A 21,088-nucleotide genomic window follows, 5' to 3' on the forward strand; every position below is an offset into this window, starting at 1 on the left:
GTTTTTTTTATTTCACCACCAAGAAAGGAAGACACAAAGATTTATTCTTAGTGTTCTTTGTGTCTTCGTGTTTTTTTTATTTCACCACCAAGAAAGGAAGACACGAAGATTTATTCTTAGTGTTCTTTGTGTCTTCGTGTTTTTTTTATTTCACCACCAAGAAAGGAAGACACGAAGATTTATTCTTAGTGTTCTTTGTGTCTTCGTGTTTTTTTTATTTCACCACCAAGAAAGGAAGACACGAAGATTTATTCTTAGTGTTCTTTGTGTCTAGCGTGTTTTTTTGATCAACTTCCAACTGTTTCTGTGCGAATTTTCGTCCACAAAGAGCGGTATTGTTCTAAAGTAGATTCGGGTAAAGGAAGCAAAAATTCACTTTGGTCTAAAATTTCTGCTTTTGGAAACAGCAAGGGATTATTTCGCAGGGCTTCTGGTAACTCATTGGGGTTCATCTGAGGAACAATGGGGGAGGTTGTACCCGTGAGTAAAGACATTTGAGTTGCTATTTCCGGTTGCCAACAAAAATCAATCCACTGTTGGGTTAAGGGAACTTCAGAGACAGGTTTTGTAGAGGCAGGGCGTACCCACAAATCAGTCCAAAGGCTGGTTCCCGACGCCGGAACGACAACGGCGAGATTATGTTGACGGCGAATTTTTTCGGGAAAGTCAGTAGACCAACCAACCGCTAACCAAGTATCTCCGGTAATTAATGGTTTGAGATAATTATTAGAGTCATAAAGTTTAACGTTGCGGTGGAGTTGACGCAGTTCTTCTTCTAAGCTAAGAACCCGCTCCAGATTTGTAATATTGTAAGATGAACCCAGTTTTTTTAAGATTAAACCAATCGTTTCCCGAGGATGATCCAGAACAGAAAAGCGATGACGGATGTCTTCTCGCCACAAATCGCCCCAATCTTTCGGTGTCCAACCGAGAGATTTAAACTGATCGACTCGATAGGCGATGACTGTCATTCCCCAACGGTAGGGCGCCGCCCAGACTTGCCCTTGGGGATCTAACTGTCCTTCACGGTTGCGGGTGACTAAAGCTTGCCATTGCTGCGGGAGTTGATTCCACTGTTGCCAAACACTCGCATCGAGAGGTTGTAGTAATTTCTGTTGAATAGCAGCACTCAACCAGAAATCCCCAAGCATGACTAAATCTGTGGTTGCAGAGTTCTGTTGTAGCAAGCCATAGAGGTCTTTGAGTTGAGGCTGAGGAACAAAATCGATCACAGGACGATCTAAGAGTCCCTGACGGAACTTACTGACCATTTGGACGGGGACTGAACCTTTTAAGAGTTCGATTCTGAATGCCGTTTTCTGACGGCACCCGACTGCGATACTTCCTAATGTAATAGCACTTGTCCCCAGGAGAAAATTCCGTCGCTTCACAGGTGTTACTGAATTCGTTTTTCTAGATACTGACCAATCATTTGCTGTTCACCCGCTCTGGTGATAATCGACTGACGGGTTCGGTACTTCGTGCCGATGTGTTTGATTTCTTCCTCGAATACAGAATTATTGTACTCGGTTCGCAAGCATAATGTGTCTGGATTGGGAAGATAATATTTAGCGTTGATGGGTTTATCTGTCGCAAAACCGCGATCGCGATACAGAATATTTCCCAATACCCCAAAAATTGTTGACCCTTCTGATTGGGGGCGATCGCTTGTCGAGCGGGTGCTTAACCATTCTACATAAGAACCACAGAATAATACTTCGTGATCGCTGAGGTTGTGCAGTTCAGCCAGTTTGATCAGTTCCGGGCTACCTTGGGCTAAAAATTTCACCGTCAGACGGCTAACCCATTCTTGAGGTTTTCCATCCGGGAGCGTGTAGTACCGACGTTCAGAATTCCACATTCCTTCTGATTGGCGAAAATATTGTTCGATTTGAGGTACTGTATATCTTTTGATTTGTTGGATCGGTGCGTTCATTTAAAGAAGTCCTCCTCTCGGTTCTACTGAAGTACAAAACGCAATGTTTAAGTACCCTGGCTCGGATTTTGTTATATTTCTTAATATACACACAAAAACCTCAACATGGCAATCTCAACAGTCGTTTTTTGTGATTACAAGAGTCTCTTGAGAATTTCCGGTATGATGAGAAATTTGCGGCTCTTAATTACAACTGAGAATATAAGACCCAAAAATCAGAGCGCAGTTGCCCTTGATACAAAACCCTGAATTAAAGCCAAGATTTTAGTGATTTACAGCAAATCTTTATGATAAAGATTAGATTTTTGTTTCAGTTTATCACAAATTTTCATAAACCGGACTGAGTGATGAATCCTCCAAACGGTAGAGATCTAAAAAATACTATTAGGCTTGAATCAAGAACTGGGTAATTTAGGCTGAAATTATAGACAAGACAATCAGCGACTCTTTCAGACAGATCCAGTGAAAATTTATCATTATTTTTAATGATTTTGCTTTGATTATTAATCAAGTTACTGCCAGTTTATGAATGTTGATCAGCCGCTCTGAGCAGGGAAATTAATCAAAAATAGTCTAGTTCAATCTATCAAAAGTATAAAAGCAGAGGGTCTATACAACCCAAGGATAACAATAGGCCATATCAAGAGCCGGAAGTGAAACAGCTTTTTACTCCTACGGCAATCTCAGCAAAGATTTGGCTTCTTTTGGGTGAGAGTCAAAAGCAGAGAATTAAAATTTCTTTAATGAGAGTTTGAGGGTAAAAGTTAAATAATGTAGAAGTAACTTCCCAGTTGAGCAATTTTCTGTCTAGGATTAAAGATAGAAATCCACTAAAGACAGTAAAGGAATTTTCATGGATACGCTCAACCAACAAGTCATCGCTTTGAATCACAAAGTTGATCGACTTTACGAAATCGTTATGCAAGTCAATGACAGAGTAGGCGAATTGATCACATCCCAATCACCCACCCAAACCGAAAATCGAAAATCCCCAGTAGAACCTACTCACAGTCAATCTTTTACCAGGCGACACCTTTCGCTCGAGTCGAGATTAGAACATAAAGATGTTTTAAGCGATGACGACTACATCACAACCAAAGTGATGATTCATCGAGAAGAACCCAACATTACCGCCGATCTGCAAGTTCAGAGACTGACAGCACAACTAACAGCCGCTTACAACCGGATCGCCGCCTTAGAAGAACAGTTGCTCGCCCAGAGAACTCATTACTAACTCTGTAAGACGTTCTAGTTAACGTCTCTACATTTGATCACGGTTTACAACAGCTTGATATTGATCGGCTAAAGCTTCAATCGCATCTAGCAGTTGGGTAGAGTTCCAACCTTTTAAATGAGCCGCAATCGCACATCCACCAGCCCCGACCCCTTCTTTAACATATCCCTGCTCATAAGCTCGCAGTTGAGGATAACGGGAAGTTGAAAAGTTGAGAGGGGTAGCCAGTAGGGGAACAGAACCAATTTCTTGAGCTAGTCCTACTGTATCGCCAGTTGGATCTTCAGCCACCCAACGGGTTGTTCCGACTATCACTTGTTCCGGGTGCCAATCTAAATCAAAATAGTTAACGAGCGCTTCACTTAAACCATAAACCGCCAGCATTTGTGTTCCCCCCGCTAGAAGAACTCCCACAGTACGACTAGCGGCTATTGTCATTGCTGCAACGACAATTTGCATCGGATCACCAACAGCAGCTACTAATTTCAGGGGATCTAAACCCTGAATCGATTGAGGATGCCATAAGTTCGCCGCTTGTAGTCCCGCCGTTGCGATCGCCAACTTTTGATGATGATTACAATCAGGATGACTACTATTAACCTTATTTTGGGCGGCGAACCCCAAACCGAGCAAGACTGCTAAAGCCGTAGTCGTACCCCCAACAACACATTCACCGATAATCATATAACTGGGGGAATTTGCTTGCAGGGCGAGTCGTTCACCCCAAATTAACCCTTGTTCAAATAGGTGTTTAACCGTGCTTAAATCCATTGCTTGACCCGAACTGACACATTTTGCCGGAACTCCCCCTAAATCAATCGTAGGAACCGCAGAAGCCACAGGTAATCCCGCATTCAACAGACAAAGCGGAATCTTCAAGCCCTCGACAACCGCCCGAGAAATCAACACTGGAGAAGCCCCGGCATTTAGAGGCGGTAAAGGATATTCAGGTGATTGTTGGGGGCCGTTGTAGAGAAATTCGGCATCCGCAACACAGGTATATTGGCGATCTTTCGGCGTGGCACCCGCAGCCGAAATACCTGGAATCAAGCCAGTTTCAGTAAACCCCAAAACACAGGCAAAAATTGGCTGACCTCCGCGATATTGTTTTAACCAGTGGTTCGCCCGTTCCGCTTGACAATAGACAAGTACAGTCACGAGAATTAGTCCGGTAGAGTGGAAGCCCCGTTCTTCAGAGCGGGGAGGAAGCGTGACACGAGCGGCTTTAGCCGCATGAGAATCAATCATACATACTGGTATCCATCTTTTTTCTGGGTGGGTGTGCAATATTTGTGGCTAATTCCAGATACTCGACCTGCTTTAGTGGAGATATCAAAACTGCCAGAGGCGCGGCATAGAACACGTCCTTTATAGATACCTATCTTTTGACCTTTAGTGACAACAGCTCTGACAAGATCTCCCGTCTTAAAACCTTTATGAATTTGTTGTCTAGAGCGGTGACGGGTCGGAAAACCATATTTATTAGTACCGCACATTTGACGGCTACCATGTCCGGTTGACTTGATCAGTAAAGGTTGATTAGTTTCTAGCCTTAAAGATTCGGTTTTCCCGACGCAAGCCGCATCAATCCAGTGGGTTTTAGGAAGGTCTAGACGACAGCGATTATATTTAGTCATTCCTCCTGAACCTGTGTGAACTTTGAGTCCAGTTCTCTTTAACTCGTTGTACAACTTCCAACGGGTAGAGTTAACAGCCGCAGCATCTTTTAAGGGAGCCTTCGCTTGACTTAGAATTCGCTTAATCAGGTCAGGTTTTCCAGATAGAAAGTCTTTGATATCTAGGTTATACTTGGCTTGATTGCATGAATGGCAACTTACAGTTAGGTTGCTAATTCGCATCAGTTCCCCCCTTAGATTTTGCTTGAATATGTTCAACCTCTAAAGGTGTATTTTCTGATCCACAATAAGCGCATTTTCTACCCCATTTCTCTAAAAGATATTCTCGAACTTCGTAGCCGTGTAACTCGCCTTGTTGATACTCTGTGCCTGACACTTCTGGGTTTTGAATTTTCTGAGTATCAAAGCGGATTAACTCTTGATAGATAGAGTCAATAAGGCAAAATCTTGTCAGACGGTTAACCCAGGTCATCGTAGTTTGCACCCGATGATTTAAACTTGGAGCTAACCAACTGTCCCTAGGTTTGCGATTTAAAAACCTGGCTTGTCGATAACGAGTTTTACGATTTCGCCTTCCTCGTCGAAGTTGACGACGACTAAGTAAAGCATCCTTGATTTGTTGACCTCGATGGGTTAATTCTCCTGCCCAAACAACTGAGTCATTAAGCAGTAAGGCTAAACCTGTTGTTTTACTGCCAGGATCTATTTTGAGCTGGCAGCTTGTCGGAGATTCCTTAACAACCTTTTTCAAAATAATGGTGAAAGGATACCGACGATAAACAGCCGCTTTACCTGCTTTTAACAAACTTCGAGCTATAGAAGGTTTGCATGGTGTTAATGGGTTTTTGTTGGTATCTAGTACCAGAACATGATTAGACATTGTTGCGTCCAAACTCTATGAAATAGGTAATTTTTTCCTCGCCAATGTTTTTAAAGCTTGTTCGGCTAGTTGCACTTTCTTACCCCTCGTAGGAATGTTTAACAACTAACGACAGAGCCACAAACTGGAAAGCATTTATAGGTGTCATAACTCTAAAAACGTAGTCAGTTAAGACTTAGGCTGGTCAGCTATCTAAGAGGGAGGCATGATGCCCCGTTCTTTAGAGCGGGGTGCTGACAGTCCTCAGATGAAATGATTATAGGTCGGGGGTGGGGAGACAGTTATCAGTGAACAGTTTACAGTTATAGCGCTACGCGCTAGGCAATCTTGCAAGAGGCAAAAGGCAAAAGTTAGACTACAAAAGGTTTTCAGCTTTTACATAAGTCCTAACCATAATGCGTAGTGCTATATCAGTGAACAGTAACCAGTGAACAGTAACCAGTGAACAGTAACCAGTGAACAGTAACCAGTGAACAGTAACCAGTGAACAGTGACCAGTGACCAGTGACCAGTTTTTGCCTTCTGCCTGTTGCCTTCTGCCTGTTGCCTTCTGCCTGTTGTCTTCTGCCTGTTGCCTTCTGCCTGTTGCCTTCTGCCTGTTGCCTTCTGCCTGTTGCCTTCTGCCTGTTGCCTTCTGCCTGTTGCCTGTTGCCTGAATTAACCTTCGTAGTCGAGTAAAACTTGCACCCAAGCGGGAGGGCGAGGAATGGGGCTTTTGAGGCGATCGAGCAATAATAACGCCACCAGATGAACCACAAACAGATAAATCGCACTATTAACGACAACCATGACAATGGCAAGGATTTGAACAAGGGTTAAACTCGGTTGAGCGAGTATTCCTAACTTGATAAAGATCCATTCCGCTAATTCTGTAATTTGAGTTGTGGCATAAACCCAGAGATCTCGACCCAGTAAAATCGATAATAACCAATAGCGAAAAAAGAAGCCAAAAGAGCCGATAATCGCACCAATTCCAATGGAAACAAACCAGTTAGCCCCACGTTTCCACAAACCCCCCATCACAACTCCCATCCAACCGTAGGGAATCAAGTAGATAATCGAGCGAGTAGGCCCCATCAAAACCGTCAGTAACAGCAGGGAAGTCAAAGCACCCATCCAGGCTTCTCGCTTTCCCCAGCGTAAGTACAGCAAAGCAATCGGTAAAGGAAAAAACACCCGCAACACAGGCCCCATCGGAAAATAATAGTTAGCAAACCAAATGAGACTCGCTGTACTGGCGAGAAATGCCGTTTCTACCATCGGAATGGGAGAACGAGGCTTTTTGTCGGGTTGAGCGTTGTTTTGATTTTGAGAGAAAAGGGGACTGGAAGGGTGAGGTTTTTTGGTCTTTGTCACAAAAATCTGGGGGGAGAAGGGGGAACGGGAATTGACTTGAGAGTCGCATCAGGGAGCGAAAACACCAAATCAGCAATTTGATCCAGGATTAGACGAGGATGCGCTCTAAAGCGTGAACATCTGGAATACTGAGAACATCGCGATCGCGATGAATCAATCCTTTCTTCTCCAGTTTACTGAGAACTCGGGTTACTGTCTCCCGTGCCAGTCCACTCAAGCCACTTAACTCCCGATGGGGAAGATTGGGAATTTGGGTGCCTTCTTCGGTGGTTTTTCCCTGTCCTTCTGCCAAAAACAACAAAATATCAGCAACTCGGGAGGTGCTGTCTGATTCTCGCAGCCGTAGTCGTCGGTTCACCTGACGTAGACGCCTTCCCATCAATTGCGCTAACCGAATACCCGCCTTGGGTTCAGTGTTAATCAGTTCTACAAAATCCTGGGCGGGCATATTCCCAATCATCGTAGGAGCAAGGGTGATCACATCTGTTGAACGGGGAACTTCATCTAAGGCGGCCATCTCACCAAATATTTCTCCTTTTCCCAAGATATTGAGTGTCACTTCCTTACCGTCTAGGTTGTAGGTACGAATTTTGACCCAACCATCAAGAATAAAATACACGGAACTCCCCCAATCATTTTCCAATAAAATGACTTGGTTTGGAGGATGTTGGCGGCCGACAACGTGAGATGTGGCTTTATCTATTGCCTCAGTCGGCAAACCTTGAAAGAAAGATGTGGAGAGGATCATCTGAATGATATCAGATTGCGTCTCGCGGGAGAAGTACCGATCTTCCATGAGGGTCTCATACTGTAAATTTCGCTTCAGCGATGGTTAGAGAGGATCTAAAATAGGGGCTAGTTCTACTTGAGTACGCTCTTTCCCTAGCCTATCATGGTATCAGTTTTAGGGGGAGGTTCTAGCCGTGACTGCTCAAAGCGATCGCATAAAAGCTCTGATCTTGAATATAGACAAAGCGTTGAGCTTATCCAATCCTCGGCCACCTCTGGTTGTCCTGGGGGATAGCATCATTCAATCACGCCAAGTTTTAGAACAGGTCAGAAGTTATTTATTGTCTCACTCCGAAAGTCTCTCTTCAGGGAGTCTGGATATTATCCCCGACTCTCAACCAGAACTCAACTCGCTGGAACAATCTTTGCGACTGGCAATTCGTCAGGAATTTCAACAGTTACAAACTCAGTTGACTCAAACGATTCAAGCAGAAATCCAGGCAATGCGGCAAGAGCGAAGGGTTCTGATCCGAGAACTGCGACTGTTAAGACAGCAGCGACAACAAGCCGAAACCGCTTCTCAACTGAGTCAAGAGCCTCAATCTCCCTCCCCTGTGCAAACGGTATTTGTTGAGCCGACAGCAACTTATCGTTATCCTTCATCGAAGGAACGAGTACAGGAATTGTTCCCCTATGCTGGGGTGGAACTTCCCCCACAGCAGTTAGAGTCTCTGGTGACATCTGTTGCTGTTTCTGCCTCCAGAAACCCTGAACCAATCGCTACGATGCCAGATGTGACTTTATCTCAACAGCTAGACTCTGATCAATCGGAGCTGATCAACCTTCCCTCTTTAGCAAAACAGGAATCATCCGAAGAAACCCCGACTCAAAATGATCCCCCTGACAGGGTAGAGTTAGAGTTAGTCGCACCGCAACTGGAAATTTCCCCAACCCTTGAGGGCCTACAAGAATCCACTCTCAACACAACCGAGGTGATTGTATCTTTAGATCCAGACTCAACACCAGAGGAAAACCCCCTAGAAATCTCCTCAGAGGGCGTCAATCAGGTGAATGATGTCTTCGGAGCGTTAGACTTAAGGGAAGCCGTATTCGTCGAGTCTCAAGCCTTACGTTCACCTTCTGTTACCCTAACTCAGCCGACTACGCCACCCGATCCGATCCATCAACTCCTCGATCAAGAAGGCTATATTCCTGCTTCACCCCTGGAAAACCTTTTACCCCATGATCAGCAACAAGAAGACGACGATGATCAGCTAGACACTCACCTGATGGTTGATAAGAGTATCAGACAACAACTTGAGGAAGATTTGTTGAATTTAGAACAGCAATCTTTTATTGGGGAAGATCACACAACACCTAACTTTTCCAACCCACTCCCAACAACTCAGGAGATCGAGACTTTTGAGCAATTATGGTCTGAAACTTCTCCCGTTGAGCTTAATCCCTTTGCTGAAGCCAGTGCGTCTGAAATGAACCTTGATGAACTGCTCGATGATCTCGATCAAAACGAGGGAGAAACAACTCACCCAGATGAACAATCAGACGATCTCAATTTTGAGGCTTTGAATCGGAAACTGCAACAGTAATTATGCCACCTGAGTACAACAGTAAAGACCGAAAAACAGCACCGGATCAATGGTATCTTTCACTTGATCTTGGAACAGGACTGTCCGCCTGTTTACTGAACCGTAACAGTCAAAAAGTGTATCCTGTTTATTGGAAAAGCAACACTAACAGTCCCTCTGATTCCGATCAGGTGACTTTTCGCCTACCTTGTGAAGTAGACTGGCAGGAAACACCCAACGGTAAGGAGCGAAAATTAAAAAATTTCAAGCCCTATCTTAATATTGCTATTCCCTACGTCAGAATTACTCAGGATACCGCTTCAGAAGTCAGCCAAGTTCCGGTACCGTTGATCCAATTATCCGACAATCAAACGGTTTTTTTAGGCAAGTTTCAACGGGCTTTACAGCTATTACTCTCGACGTTAACCCATGAGGAGTCTCAAAAGCCACTCAAAGGTTTGATGTTACCCAAATTCTACACCTGTGGAGCGATCGGTTTAGACTCAAAAACCCTTGATTCTGTTCTCAAACACCTAGCTGGAGTGATTGTTGGTTTTCCCTGTCAGGGAACGCAAGCTTATCGTTTGAATGTGGAGAAAGCGATTTTAGATGCGAACCTTGTCAAAAGCTCTGAGCAAATTTTATGGTTAGAAGAAACGATCGCCATCATGTTGGCTCAACTGCGTTCTGATGGGATGATATCAATGTCAGATGGCGGTGTATTAGTCATCGATGCGGGAGCAACAACAACAGAAATTGCTTTGGTTGAACTTCCTGATCCCATTGAAGATTTGACTCATGCTGATTTTGTTTGTCATAGTTGGGCTTATGGGGGAGATTCACTAGATCTCGATATTGTTTGTCAGTTATTGTTAAACTCGCCAACAGGAAAACAGTTACAATCTCAGGTATTTTCGGAGCAAGAGTTGATCAAACCTCAAGCGGGATGTCCTGATTTACAGCATCGTTATCGTCTTCAGCAACAGTTATACAGTCAGCCTTTGGGGGTGGCATTATTAGACGCTGCAAAATCTTTAAAAGTTATTCTTTCCCAACAACAACATTACAGGTTAAACATTGAGGATTATCAATGGGAACTCAACTGGACAGACCTAGAACGCTTGGTTTTGGTTCCGTTTATTAATCAGTTTAACTCAGAACTCAATCATGCGATCGCGAAAGCTGGAATTTCTAGTCTCGCAATTAATCAAGCCATTTGTTTGGGCGGAAATGGAGTTTGGACTAAGTTAAATCGTTGGTTACGACAAAAATTACCCAGTGCGATGATTTTTCAAAATGATAGTCGAGAAATCGGCGTTGAGGAGGGGTTTTTGTGGGATCAGGTTCAGGTGGCGATGGGTTTGGCGACGTTACCGCTTTATCCTCAAGTTCTTGATCGCTCCCGACATCAGTATAGTGATTATTTTCTGCTGACAGAGTTGTTAAATGGGTTTGAGGAGCGATCCTTGTCTATTGATCAGGTGATGCAATTGTTGGAAAGTCGCGGAATTAATACCCGATCCTGTCAGTCTCGAATTCTCAACATTTTAAAAGCGCAACTTCCACCAGGGTTAATCCCCAGGGAGCCAGAACTTTTGTTGATTCATCCGGCTTCTCGACAAACTCCCGATTATCAACGTCTCAGCGAGGGGAATTTGTTTATACAAGAGGGCGATCGCTGCTATCGCCTCAATCGTGAACAAGCGGATCAAGTTCGTCACTATCTCAAGCAACTGCTTTCGGACTATCAACAATCTTTAGAAGAGCCTGCGGTGATTCCCTTTTAGTGAGTTTTTAACTTTTATCATACACTACTCCTGAATACTCGTATCAGATTGATCATCAATATTTTGTATATTGAATTACAATTTTCTCTTTTTTGCAGAGGATTTGAGAGTGTGAAATCGGCCATTTCCGAATGCTTGATCCTCTGATCAGCGCACAATAAAAAATCTGACGGCAATTTTACAAACTCAGGGGATTTGTGAATCAAATAGTCATTGAGTTTAAAGATTTCGTAAAATTTTGAGGAAAGTTCAACGTAAAACTTCCGGTTAAGAAAAAATTTACTTAGAATGAAACTGGAGTCTCAATTCACCAAAAAATCACCGGGGTAAACAGTTGTGACTGGTATTTCCAAATCATCTATCCACTCAGCCAGCAAATATTTAATTGAAGGAAACCCTTCTAATCCTTTCCAATTTGGAACAAGAGTCCATCCTTCTGTTCGTTCAAAAGTTAAACGCTTAATCGATATTGGGGTAGCCTTAGTTGGATTATCAATTACAGCAATCATAGCCATTCCTATCACGATCATTATGTATTTTGATGATCCAGGCCCCCTTTTATACAGTCAAATTCGCTGTGGTTTTCGGGGGAAACCCTTTCGGATGTGGAAATTTAGATCGATGGTTGTTAATGCGGATCAGATGAAGCATTTGGTAGAAAACCAAGCCAAAGGTCATATTTTCAAGAATGATCGTGATCCTCGCATTACCCGTTTAGGTCAATTTTTAAGGAAAACGAGTCTCGATGAATTTCCTCAATTTTGGAATGTTTTGCGCGGAGAAATGAGCATCGTGGGTACTCGTCCTCCGACTCCAGATGAGGTTGAAAAATACGAAGAGCATCACTGGAGACGGTTAGATGTTCGACCGGGAATTACAGGAGAATGGCAAGCCAATGGTCGTTCGAGTATTGATGATTTTGAAGAAATTGTGATGATGGATATTAACTATCAGCGCAAATGGTCTGTATTTTATGATATCGTGTTGATTATGAAAACAATTACAGCCGTTCTCAACAAAGACGGAGCTTGTTAATCAAGGTTGTACTTTATTACATTTTACCTTAAACCTTCTCAAATATGCCTTTAGGCTCAAGTCTAGCTGGGAAATTCCTGCTAGATTTTTAGAGTGTACAGGCGATAAACGAATCAATACTTTCAATGAACTTACCCACTTGGATCACGTTTTCTCGTTTACTGGGTGTTCCCATACTCCTGTATGGCTTGCATGAACCGACGCTAGAGAGTCGCTGGGTGTGTTTGGCGGTTTTTGTTGTCGCCGCTTCTACAGACTGGCTGGATGGCTACCTGGCGCGGAAACTTAACCAAGTGACTGATCTGGGGAAATTTCTTGATCCATTGGTGGATAAATTACTGGTGTTGGCGCCGCTTTTGGCTTTGGTTGAACTCGGACAAGTTCCTGCTTGGGGTGTATTTTTGATTTTAGCACGAGAATTAGCGATCGCAGGTTGGCGGGTGAATCAAACTAAAATATCAGGGGCGAACCTCTGGGGAAAACTGAAAACGGTTATTCAAATTATCGCCATTTGTTTATTAATTGCGCCTCTATCTTCTGAGTGGGATATTGTTAGTTTAGTGGCGTTTTGGGCGGCTGTGGCTATCACATGGATTTCGGGTATTGTTTATTTATTACCTGCTAAACATGAGACATCTATTTAGTCTGGGGTTGCGTCATCAAAATCCGGGAAATTTACCACCAAGACACCAAGACACGAAGTTTTTTTTCTCTTTGTGTCGAGCGTGTCGAGCGTGGTTTTTATTCTTTTGATTTGGGAATCAGACGCCAAATGGTTGTTTGTTCTTCTTGGGTTGGAAGTTTTTCTAGGGTTTTTCCGAGTTGTTTTTGTAAGTCTTGAGTTAGGGTAATAGGGAAATCAAAATCTAGGTTTTGAGTTTGAATCAATTCGGAGAGTTCAGTCAAGGAAGTTTTTAGGGTTTTGCGTTGGGAACTGGTGAGTTTAAAGCTATCTGTTTCTGCAATTTGTTGAGTTTTCATTGCTTGTTTGAGACGCTCTTGAATGTGAGTGATTTCTGAGTCTAAGAGTTTCCATTCTTCGGCGATTTCTTGATAACGAGTGGCGAGTGTATCGAGGTTTTCTGTTGTGGGATCGGGTGAAGATTTGGCTTGCAGTTGGAGCAAATGTTGATGAATATTAGCTAAATAGACTAAATCCATTTTAGCATATTCGAGTTGCTTTTTGCTGAGAGGCCGTTGTCCCCAATCGCTGCTTTGTTCTTGTTTATCAATATTGCTAAAGTTGCCTAATGTTGTTGCTAAGGTTTTCAGTTGATAGTTGGGAACGGGAAGCAAATAATAGGGGATTTTTTTGGCTATTTCTAGGGTGCAGGTGACGTTTTTTGCCTGTTTTTTTCCTAAAAGTTTTAGATCATAGTTGGCATTATGAAAGACTTTTTCAATGGCGGGATTGATCATAATCACATCAATAAAATGACTGATTAATTCCGTTTTGTCTAAAACATCTAAGAGGTAGAAGTGATCGTCTGTTTGATCATTGACTGTTGTTAAAACTTGAATCAGAGATAACCGAGGTTGACTTTTATAATCTGCAACTTCTGTATCAATCCACAAAATTTGAGCAGAAGACAGTTGATTAATAACGGCTTTAATTTGTTCGGTATCGGTTAAATAAGGCATGAGTTTTACGAAGACTTGAGGATAATTTTTTTAAGAACAAAGACACAAATGCGCGGCTTGATCACAAGTGGAACCATCGGGCATAATGGTGTTTGTTAAAATGGCACAATCCAGATTTGCACCGTCAAGATTTGCACCTCGTAAACTCGCACCTTGTAAGTCAGCACCGGATAAATTTGCACCGCGTAAATCAGCTTTCCAGAGATAAGCATTTTGTAGATTGGCGCTCGTTAAGTTCGCACCTGCTAGAGTTGAAAGATTCAAATTGGCTCCCCTTAAATCAGCTTGAATTAAATCAGCTTCAGATAAATCAACTTTCAGCAAAACCGCTTCACTCAGATTGGATTGTTGTAAAATAGCTTGAGTTAAGTTCGCGCCATGTAGAGTCGCTTTTTTCAGGTTTGCTTGTGTCATTTGGGCGAGATGAAAATTGGCTGCGGTGAGATCAGTTTCTTGCAAGTTCGCTTTTTTGAGGTTCGCCTGAGTAAAATTAACACCGTTTAGATCCTGTCTTGACAAATCTACCTCAACTAAATGAGCATGGTTGAGGTTAATTCCAGTGAGACGAGTTTCGTCAAGTTTAGCACTATTTAAACGAGCATAACTGAGATTCGCCCAACAGAGGTTTGCACCTGTAAGATTAGCTGAACGTAAATTAACACCACTTAAGTTCGCCCCACATAAATTTACTCCTGTCAGGTTCGCTGAACGTAAATTCACCCCTCGCAAAACGGCTCCACTGAGTTTAACGCCCTGCAAATCTGACTTTACTAAAAAGGCACCTTCGAGGTTAGCTTTCGTCAGATCAGCATTGATTAATTGTCCTTTTCCAAGTTGAATATAGCTGAGATTACTAGCGTATAGAAAGGCATTACTGAGATTACTTTCATTGAGTATGGTGCGGCTGAGATTTGCTCCAGCAAGGGAAGCTTCAGCAAAGTTAACCCCAGGTAAATTAGCATGAATTAAACTCGCGCCAATCAGGTTAATTTTTCTGAAATCTCGTTCTCCAGTCGTGTAACGTTTTAAAAGTTCTTTAATCTCCATCAGGGAGCCTCCAGCTTTTAGTTCAATTGTGGCACGCTACACTGGGGAAGTTACTCAAATTCGTTACGATTTGACATAATTTTCTACTCGCGTCGATCCGGTAAAATTGCTCCTCGAATGTCTGCATCTCGTAAGTTCGCTCGATCAAGACGAGTATCGAGCAGTACCGCTTCCATCAGATTAGCACCGCTCAGGTTTGACCAACTCAGTTTTGTGCGGTAGAGTCGCGCTCGGCTGAGGTTAGCGCCTCGCAGGGTTGTCCAACTCACATTAGCGGCTCGTAAATTGACACCACTCAAGTTCGCTTCACTCAAATCAGCCCCAATCATTGTAACTCGACTCATATCGGCTTCACTGAAGTTGGCACCAATTAATAATGCACCACTGAGGATAGCATTAATCAGGTTTGCTTTTTCTAAGATAGACTCTCGGAGAATGACATTAGTCAGATTTGCTCCTTCTAGAATAGCACCCGTCAGGTTTGCTTTCATTAAATTAGTGCGAATCAGGGTAGCATTAGTGAGATTCGCTTTGACAAAATTCGCTTCGGCTAAATTGGCTTCAGTCAGGTTAGCATCGGTGAGATTGGCTTGAGCGAGACTGACTAATTTAGACGATGAACCTCGAAGATTTGATCCCATCAGGTTAGCGCGATCAAATTTAGCTTCAGTTAGGTTAGCGCCAATTAAGTTAGCTTCCATTAAGTTGGCGTCGCTGAGATCAACGCCCATCAGTTTGGCTTCGCGAAAATTAACTTGGGTGAGGTTAGCATTAATGAAGTTTGTATCTTGCAAGTTCGCTCGTACTAAAACCGCTTCACTGAGATCGACGCCTCCTAAATCTACTCCAATCAGGTTAACGGCTCGAAACATCCGTTCACCTGCTTCATATCGCTCCAAAAGTTCATCAACTTGCATATAATTTACCTCAACTAATTTTTGATTAACTCTTCTGATTCACGCTGTAGCTTTCATCTTTCCAAATTCAATGGAAGACTCAGCGTCAAAACACTGCCATCTTAACTCTCAGATTGGCATAGTTTCTCACCTGTGCCTTCACAACCTCAACTTAGGGATGAGAAATCCCCACACTCTGCGACAATAGATACAACAGAGAAAGGAAACTGGGTAATGGTAGAGACGCGATATACCACCTCTACAACCCGATGGGCAGATCGTCGCAACAGTCTAAAAGATGGAAGAATCTAACTGACTTGCAACAGACCACCATACCATTAAACTTTGAGACAGGAGAGACTCATGTCAGATAACTTCAGAAGTCAAGCCATCACCCAAGGCTCGAAACGCACGCCGAACCGGGCGATGTTACGGGCTGTGGGGTTTGGGGATGAAGACTTTGATAAGCCGATTGTCGGCATTGCCAATGGTTACAGTACGATTACTCCCTGTAACGTTGGATTGAATGATTTGGCGTTAAGGGCGGAAGCCGCTTTAAAACAGGCGGGGGCGATGCCCCAAATGTTTGGGACAATTACCGTTAGTGATGGGATCGCGATGGGAACCGAAGGGATGAAATATTCTCTGGTTTCCCGGGAAGTGATTGCAGATGCCATTGAAACGGCTTGTAACGGCCAAAGTATGGATGGGGTTCTGGCGATTGGCGGCTGTGATAAAAATATGCCAGGGGCGATGATTGCGATCGCTCGCATGAATATTCCGGCGATTTTTGTCTATGGCGGTACGATTAAACCGGGGAATTTAGACGGTTGTGATTTAACTGTTGTCAGTGCGTTTGAAGCTGTTGGTGAACACAGCGCTGGGAAAATTAACGATGATCGTTTGCTGCAAGTCGAACGCAAGGCTTGTCCGGGTTCGGGTTCCTGTGGGGGAATGTTCACCGCAAATACCATGTCTTCCGCCTTTGAAGCGATGGGAATGAGTCTGATGTATTCCTCGACGATGGCGGCAGAAGATGCGGAAAAAGCCGACAGTACGGAAAAATCTGGCTTTGTCTTGCGCGAAGCGATTCATCAACGCATCTTACCCCGGCAAATTCTCACCCGCAAGGCGTTTGAAAATGGGATCGCGGTGATTATGGCGGTTGGCGGTTCGACGAACTCTGTCCTGCATTTATTAGCGATCGCTCATGCGGCAGGTGTGGAACTGACAATTGATGATTTTGAAACGATTCGGGGTCGGGTTCCGGTCTTATGTGATCTTAAACCCAGTGGGCGATTTGTTACCACAGATTTTCATAAAGCGGGGGGCGTTCCGGTGATTATGAAAATGTTGCTTGAACAGGGTTTAATTCATGGTGATGCTTTAACCATTACCGGAAAAACGGTTGCGGAACAGTTAGCTGATATTCCGTCTCAACCGTCCCCAGATCAACAGGTAATTCGACCCTGGGATAATCCCCTCTATAAGCAAGGACATTTAGCCATTCTCAAGGGAAATCTCGCCCCAGAAGGCAGTGTTGCTAAAATTACAGGCGTGAAAAAACCGCAAATGACTGGCCCTGCACGGGTGTTTGACTCGGAAGAAGAATGTTTAGAACGGATTTTAGCGGGTGAAATTCACGCCGGAGATGTTCTGGTTGTCCGCTATGAAGGCCCGAAAGGTGGCCCCGGAATGCGGGAAATGTTGGCGCCGACTTCTGCGATTATTGGGGCGGGGTTAGGCGATGCTGTGGGTTTGATTACTGATGGACGGTTTTCGGGTGGTACCTATGGCTTAGTGGTCGGTCATGTCGCCCCAGAAGCGGCCGTTGGCGGTACAATTGCCTTGGTTCAAGAAGGCGATAGTATTACCATTGATGCTTCACAACGGTTATTGCAGTTGAATATTTCGGATCAGGAGTTAGAAGAACGTCGTCAAAAATGGCAACCGCCTCAACCTCGTTACTCGAAAGGGGTTTTAGCGAAATACGCGAAGTTGGTGTCTTCGAGTAGTGTTGGGGCAGTGACGGATTTAGACTGTTAGTTAATGTTTAGGGTGCTTTGAGATTTCTCTGTGATCAACGACCCCATCCGTTTATGGCTGGGGTTTCTTCTGGTGCCTATTGCCTTGTTAGAAAAACTGAATTTGATTAACTTTTATAGCGCTACGCGCTAGGGAACAGGGAACAGGGAACAGGGAACAGTAGACTGTTAAAGGGTTCCAGGATTTATAAATGTCCTAACCTGAATGCGTAGTGCTATATAATATTTTGTCGAAGGCTCAACCTTTTGATTAATAATATAGCAGAAATCAGGAGACACCGAGACAGGAGACAGAATTGAAACCTTTATCATCAAAGGATTTGACAGAAAAACAGTGTCCTAATCAACTCTTTCTCTGCTATAGCACAATATTCAACTTTGAGTGAAAGTATAGTTAGTCTTTTCACCTCTCAAAATACAATGAATCCCAACTCTCAAGAACGGCATCAAGCCTACTGGCGTGCCAATATCAAATTAATTATCACTCTCCTGATTATTTGGGCATTTGTTTCTTTAGGATGCGGAATTATTCTGGTTCCTGTCTTGAATAATATTTCTCTCGGTAACGTCCCGTTAGGCTTTTGGTTTGCCCAACAAGGATCAATTTATGTGTTCGTTATTCTGATTTTTGTCTATGCCCATCAGATGGATAAACTGGATCGCAAATACGATATTAAACGGAGAGATTAAATCATGTCAGTAGAAGTTTGGACGACTATTTTAGTGTTGATCTCGTTTATTCTCTATCTCTATATTGGTTGGAGTTCGAGAGTTCGAGATAGTAAAGGATTTTATGTGGCTGGACAAGGCATTCCTGCCCTCGCTAATGGTGCCGCGACTGCGGCGGATTGGATGTCTGCGGCTTCGTTTATTTCGATGGCGGGATTAATCTCTTTTTTGGGATACGATGGTTCCATTTATTTGATGGGATGGACGGGCGGTTATGTGTTGTTAGCGTTGCTTTTGGCGCCTTATTTACGCAAGTTTGGTAAGTACACGGTTCCTGATTTTGTGGGCGATCGCTATTATTCAAATATAGCTCGTTTAGTGGCGGTTTTTGCGGCAATTTTTGTCTCTTTAACCTACGTCGCTGGACAAATGCGAGGGGTGGGAATTGTCTTTAGTCGTTTCCTCCAAGTTAACATCGAAACAGGTGTTGTGATTGGCATGGTGATTGTGGGATTTTTTGCCGTTTTAGGGGGCATGAAAGGCATCACTTGGACACAAGTTGCTCAATATTGTGTGTTAATTTTTGCCTTTTTAATTCCCGCAATCGCTATTTCCCTACTGCTAACTGGAAATCCGATTCCACAACTCAGTTTACCTTTTAGTGATATTCTCCCCAAACTGAATCAAATTCAAACGGATTTAGGGTTTCAAGAATATACCCAACCGTTTGTGAATAAATCTATGTTAGATGTGCTGTTTATCACCATTGCTTTAATGGTCGGAACAGCAGGTTTACCTCATGTTATCGTTCGGTTTTATACGGTTCCTGATGTTCGTGCGGCTCGATATTCTGCGGGTTGGGCGTTGTTGTTTATTGCTCTATTATACACGACTGCACCTGCACTCGCTGCTTTCGCTCGTTACAACTTAATTAGCACGTTACATGACAAACCCATTGAACAAGTTCGTCAGTTAGATTGGGTGAATAAATGGGAAAAAACCAAACTTTTAGAGTTTGAAGATCAGAACAACGACGGACGCTTTCAACTCACTCCTGATCCTGAAACTAACGAAATCAAAATTGACCGTGATATTATCGTTCTTTCGACTCCAGAAGTCGCAAAATTAGCCCCTTGGGTTGTGGCATTAGTAGCAGCAGGAGGACTGGCTGCGGCTTTATCAACGGCTTCCGGTTTATTACTTGTTATTTCGAGTTCAGTCGCTCACGATGTTTATTATCGCATGATTAACCCCGGAGCATCAGAATCTTTGCGGGTAATGGTAGGCCGAATTATGGTAGGTTTTGCGATCGCCATTGCAGGTTATTTTGGGATTAATCCCCCAGGATTTGTTGCGGAAGTTGTGGCGTTTGCATTTGGGTTAGCGGCTGCAAGTTTCTTCCCTGTGATTATTCTCGGAGTGTTCGATAAACGCACCAACCGAGAAGGCGCAATTGCGGGAATGATTGTCGGTTTAGCCTTCACGATGTATTATATTCTTGGGGTGAAATTCTACAATATGGAACCTTGGTTTTTTGGGGTTTCGCCTGAGGGAATTGGTACGTTAGGGATGATGCTTAACTTGATTGTTACGTTTGGGGTTTCTCGCGTTACTCCACCACCACCTGAGTCGGTTCAACGGTTGGTTGAGGAGTTAAGAAGTCCTGGTGATGAACCGCCGGCCATTGAAGAAGTCGGAGAAGACTATTTGGATTAGATAACTTAGGGCGCTGAATGCCCGCGCCCTTACAAAGTTGACAATCAATGCTACTTTAAAAGGTAGACCCGATCAACAATTTTATTATGAGCATTCAGATTCAGATCGATCTTCCTGAAAGTGCTTTCTCAGCCCTGCGAATTAGCCCCCAAGAGTTTGCTCAGGAAATGCGTTTAGCTGCGGTTGTAAAATGGTATGAACTGGGGAAAATTTCTCAGTCAAAGGCGTCAGAGATCGCAGGTATAAGTCGTTATGAATTTCTCACCGCTCTTTCCCGTTATGATGTCTCTCCATTTCAAGTCACCCCTGATGAACTGGCTGAGGAATTAACCCGTGACTAGAAAATGGGTGATTAATGCTTCCCCTCTAATTGTTTTAGCAAAAATTTCTCAGCTAAACTGCCAGGAGCCGTCCGGCATAATTTCTAATTTGCCGTGACGAGGAATGGCAGACAGGATCTCTATCAATGCACAGGAACTTCCTGTCCTTCGATGTATTTTCTCAACACATCAACAGTAACTCCACCACATGAAGCAATGAAGTAAGATCCATTCCATAATACTGCTTTTCCTCGGTAAGTCTGATTTAATTCTTGTTCAAACTCTTTACGAATTAATCGACTCGTAACCGTTTTTAAGTTGTTAATAAACTTGCACAAATCTAACTGCGGGTAGTAAGAAAAAAGCAAGTGGATGTGGTTGTCCTCGCCAACGAATTCAATAACGAGGACGTTCCATTTTGAACAGAGATTATGTATATGGTCTTTAAGTCGTTCAAGCATAGGTCTAGTTAACACCTTTCTTCTATATTTGGTTGTAAGCACCAAGTGAGCTTGCAAGCTTGAAACAGCACGTCCGGTTGACTTATAAGATTTTGTAGTCACAACACTAAATG

The 21,088-nt window shown here is 43.4% G+C and carries 18 protein-coding genes and 1 pseudogene; 9 read left to right on the forward strand and 10 right to left on the reverse strand.

The window, feature by feature from the left end; translation table 11 throughout:
* Positions 1-287: 287 nt before the first annotated feature.
* Both WN50_RS16815 and WN50_RS16820 read right to left on the reverse strand, forming a co-directional pair.
* A complete protein-coding gene (locus WN50_RS16815; protein WP_049559898.1) occupies positions 288-1,391 on the reverse strand; it encodes an extracellular solute-binding protein in 1,104 nt (367 codons plus the stop codon).
* Positions 1,392-1,396: 5 nt separating this feature from the next.
* Positions 1,397-1,936 (reverse strand): phycobiliprotein lyase, encoded by a 540-nt coding sequence (locus WN50_RS16820; protein WP_046278943.1) that lies wholly within the window; start codon positions 1,934-1,936, stop codon positions 1,397-1,399.
* A gap of 853 nt (positions 1,937-2,789) precedes the next feature.
* On the opposite strand from WN50_RS16820, the gene WN50_RS16825 reads away from it, so the two are divergent.
* Complete coding sequence (locus WN50_RS16825; RefSeq protein WP_046278944.1) at positions 2,790-3,170, forward strand: hypothetical protein; 381 nt, start codon at positions 2,790-2,792, stop codon at positions 3,168-3,170.
* A 27-nt stretch (positions 3,171-3,197) separates the two neighbouring features.
* On the opposite strand, the gene cobT is transcribed toward WN50_RS16825, so the two are convergent.
* The 4 genes and pseudogenes from cobT to WN50_RS16850 form a co-directional block, all read right to left on the reverse strand.
* Entirely contained in the window at positions 3,198-4,328 is a 1,131-nt protein-coding gene (gene cobT / locus WN50_RS16830; protein WP_046278958.1) for a nicotinate mononucleotide-dependent phosphoribosyltransferase CobT, read from the reverse strand.
* 86 nt (positions 4,329-4,414) lie between these two features.
* A pseudogene (gene iscB / locus WN50_RS16835) lies at positions 4,415-5,687 on the reverse strand (RNA-guided endonuclease IscB).
* A gap of 657 nt (positions 5,688-6,344) precedes the next feature.
* Positions 6,345-6,947: a DUF2232 domain-containing protein gene (locus tag WN50_RS16845; protein WP_082172473.1), complete on the reverse strand. Its 603-nt coding sequence runs from the start codon at positions 6,945-6,947 to the stop codon at positions 6,345-6,347.
* A 184-nt stretch (positions 6,948-7,131) separates the two neighbouring features.
* Positions 7,132-7,839: a Crp/Fnr family transcriptional regulator gene (locus WN50_RS16850; protein WP_046278947.1), complete on the reverse strand. Its 708-nt coding sequence runs from the start codon at positions 7,837-7,839 to the stop codon at positions 7,132-7,134.
* A 127-nt stretch (positions 7,840-7,966) separates the two neighbouring features.
* Here WN50_RS16850 and WN50_RS16855 point away from each other — a divergent pair, with 127 nt between their 5' ends.
* The 4 genes from WN50_RS16855 to pgsA all read left to right on the forward strand — a co-directional run bounded on the left by WN50_RS16855 (position 7,967) and on the right by pgsA (position 12,824).
* A complete protein-coding gene (locus WN50_RS16855; protein WP_046278948.1) occupies positions 7,967-9,379 on the forward strand; it encodes a hypothetical protein in 1,413 nt (470 codons plus the stop codon).
* Positions 9,380-9,381: 2 nt separating this feature from the next.
* A complete protein-coding gene (locus WN50_RS16860; RefSeq protein ID WP_049559901.1) occupies positions 9,382-11,145 on the forward strand; it encodes a hypothetical protein in 1,764 nt (587 codons plus the stop codon).
* Between the two features lie 384 nt (positions 11,146-11,529).
* On the forward strand, positions 11,530-12,180 hold the full coding sequence (locus WN50_RS16865; RefSeq protein ID WP_046278960.1) for a sugar transferase: 651 nt from the start codon (positions 11,530-11,532) through the stop codon (positions 12,178-12,180).
* 125 nt (positions 12,181-12,305) lie between these two features.
* Positions 12,306-12,824 (forward strand): CDP-diacylglycerol--glycerol-3-phosphate 3-phosphatidyltransferase, encoded by a 519-nt coding sequence (gene pgsA / locus WN50_RS16870; RefSeq protein WP_046278949.1) that lies wholly within the window; start codon positions 12,306-12,308, stop codon positions 12,822-12,824.
* A gap of 97 nt (positions 12,825-12,921) precedes the next feature.
* Here the strand turns inward: pgsA and WN50_RS16875 are convergent, their stop codons facing one another.
* From WN50_RS16875 to WN50_RS16885, 3 genes are all read right to left on the reverse strand, one after another.
* A complete protein-coding gene (locus WN50_RS16875; protein ID WP_046278950.1) occupies positions 12,922-13,821 on the reverse strand; it encodes a ribonuclease D in 900 nt (299 codons plus the stop codon).
* Positions 13,822-13,851: 30 nt separating this feature from the next.
* A complete protein-coding gene (locus WN50_RS16880) occupies positions 13,852-14,868 on the reverse strand; it encodes a pentapeptide repeat-containing protein (RefSeq protein WP_046278951.1) in 1,017 nt (338 codons plus the stop codon).
* An 83-nt stretch (positions 14,869-14,951) separates the two neighbouring features.
* Positions 14,952-15,785 (reverse strand): pentapeptide repeat-containing protein, encoded by an 834-nt coding sequence (locus WN50_RS16885; RefSeq protein ID WP_046278952.1) that lies wholly within the window; start codon positions 15,783-15,785, stop codon positions 14,952-14,954.
* Between the two features lie 342 nt (positions 15,786-16,127).
* Here WN50_RS16885 and ilvD point away from each other — a divergent pair, with 342 nt between their 5' ends.
* The 4 genes from ilvD (at position 16,128) to WN50_RS16905 (ending at position 20,535) form a co-directional block, all read left to right on the forward strand.
* Complete coding sequence (gene ilvD, locus WN50_RS16890; RefSeq protein WP_046278953.1) at positions 16,128-17,810, forward strand: dihydroxy-acid dehydratase; 1,683 nt, start codon at positions 16,128-16,130, stop codon at positions 17,808-17,810.
* 419 nt (positions 17,811-18,229) lie between these two features.
* Positions 18,230-18,499 (forward strand): DUF4212 domain-containing protein, encoded by a 270-nt coding sequence (locus WN50_RS16895; protein ID WP_046278954.1) that lies wholly within the window; start codon positions 18,230-18,232, stop codon positions 18,497-18,499.
* A gap of 3 nt (positions 18,500-18,502) precedes the next feature.
* On the forward strand, positions 18,503-20,194 hold the full coding sequence (locus WN50_RS16900) for a sodium:solute symporter family protein (protein ID WP_046278955.1): 1,692 nt from the start codon (positions 18,503-18,505) through the stop codon (positions 20,192-20,194).
* Between the two features lie 86 nt (positions 20,195-20,280).
* Entirely contained in the window at positions 20,281-20,535 is a 255-nt protein-coding gene (locus WN50_RS16905; RefSeq protein WP_046278956.1) for a UPF0175 family protein, read from the forward strand.
* Positions 20,536-20,657: 122 nt separating this feature from the next.
* Here the strand turns inward: WN50_RS16905 and tnpA are convergent, their stop codons facing one another.
* Positions 20,658-21,077 (reverse strand): IS200/IS605 family transposase, encoded by a 420-nt coding sequence (gene tnpA / locus WN50_RS16910; RefSeq protein WP_039895582.1) that lies wholly within the window; start codon positions 21,075-21,077, stop codon positions 20,658-20,660.
* Between the last annotated feature and the right edge of the window lie 11 nt (positions 21,078-21,088).

It is taken from the genome of Limnoraphis robusta CS-951 (genome assembly GCF_000972705.2).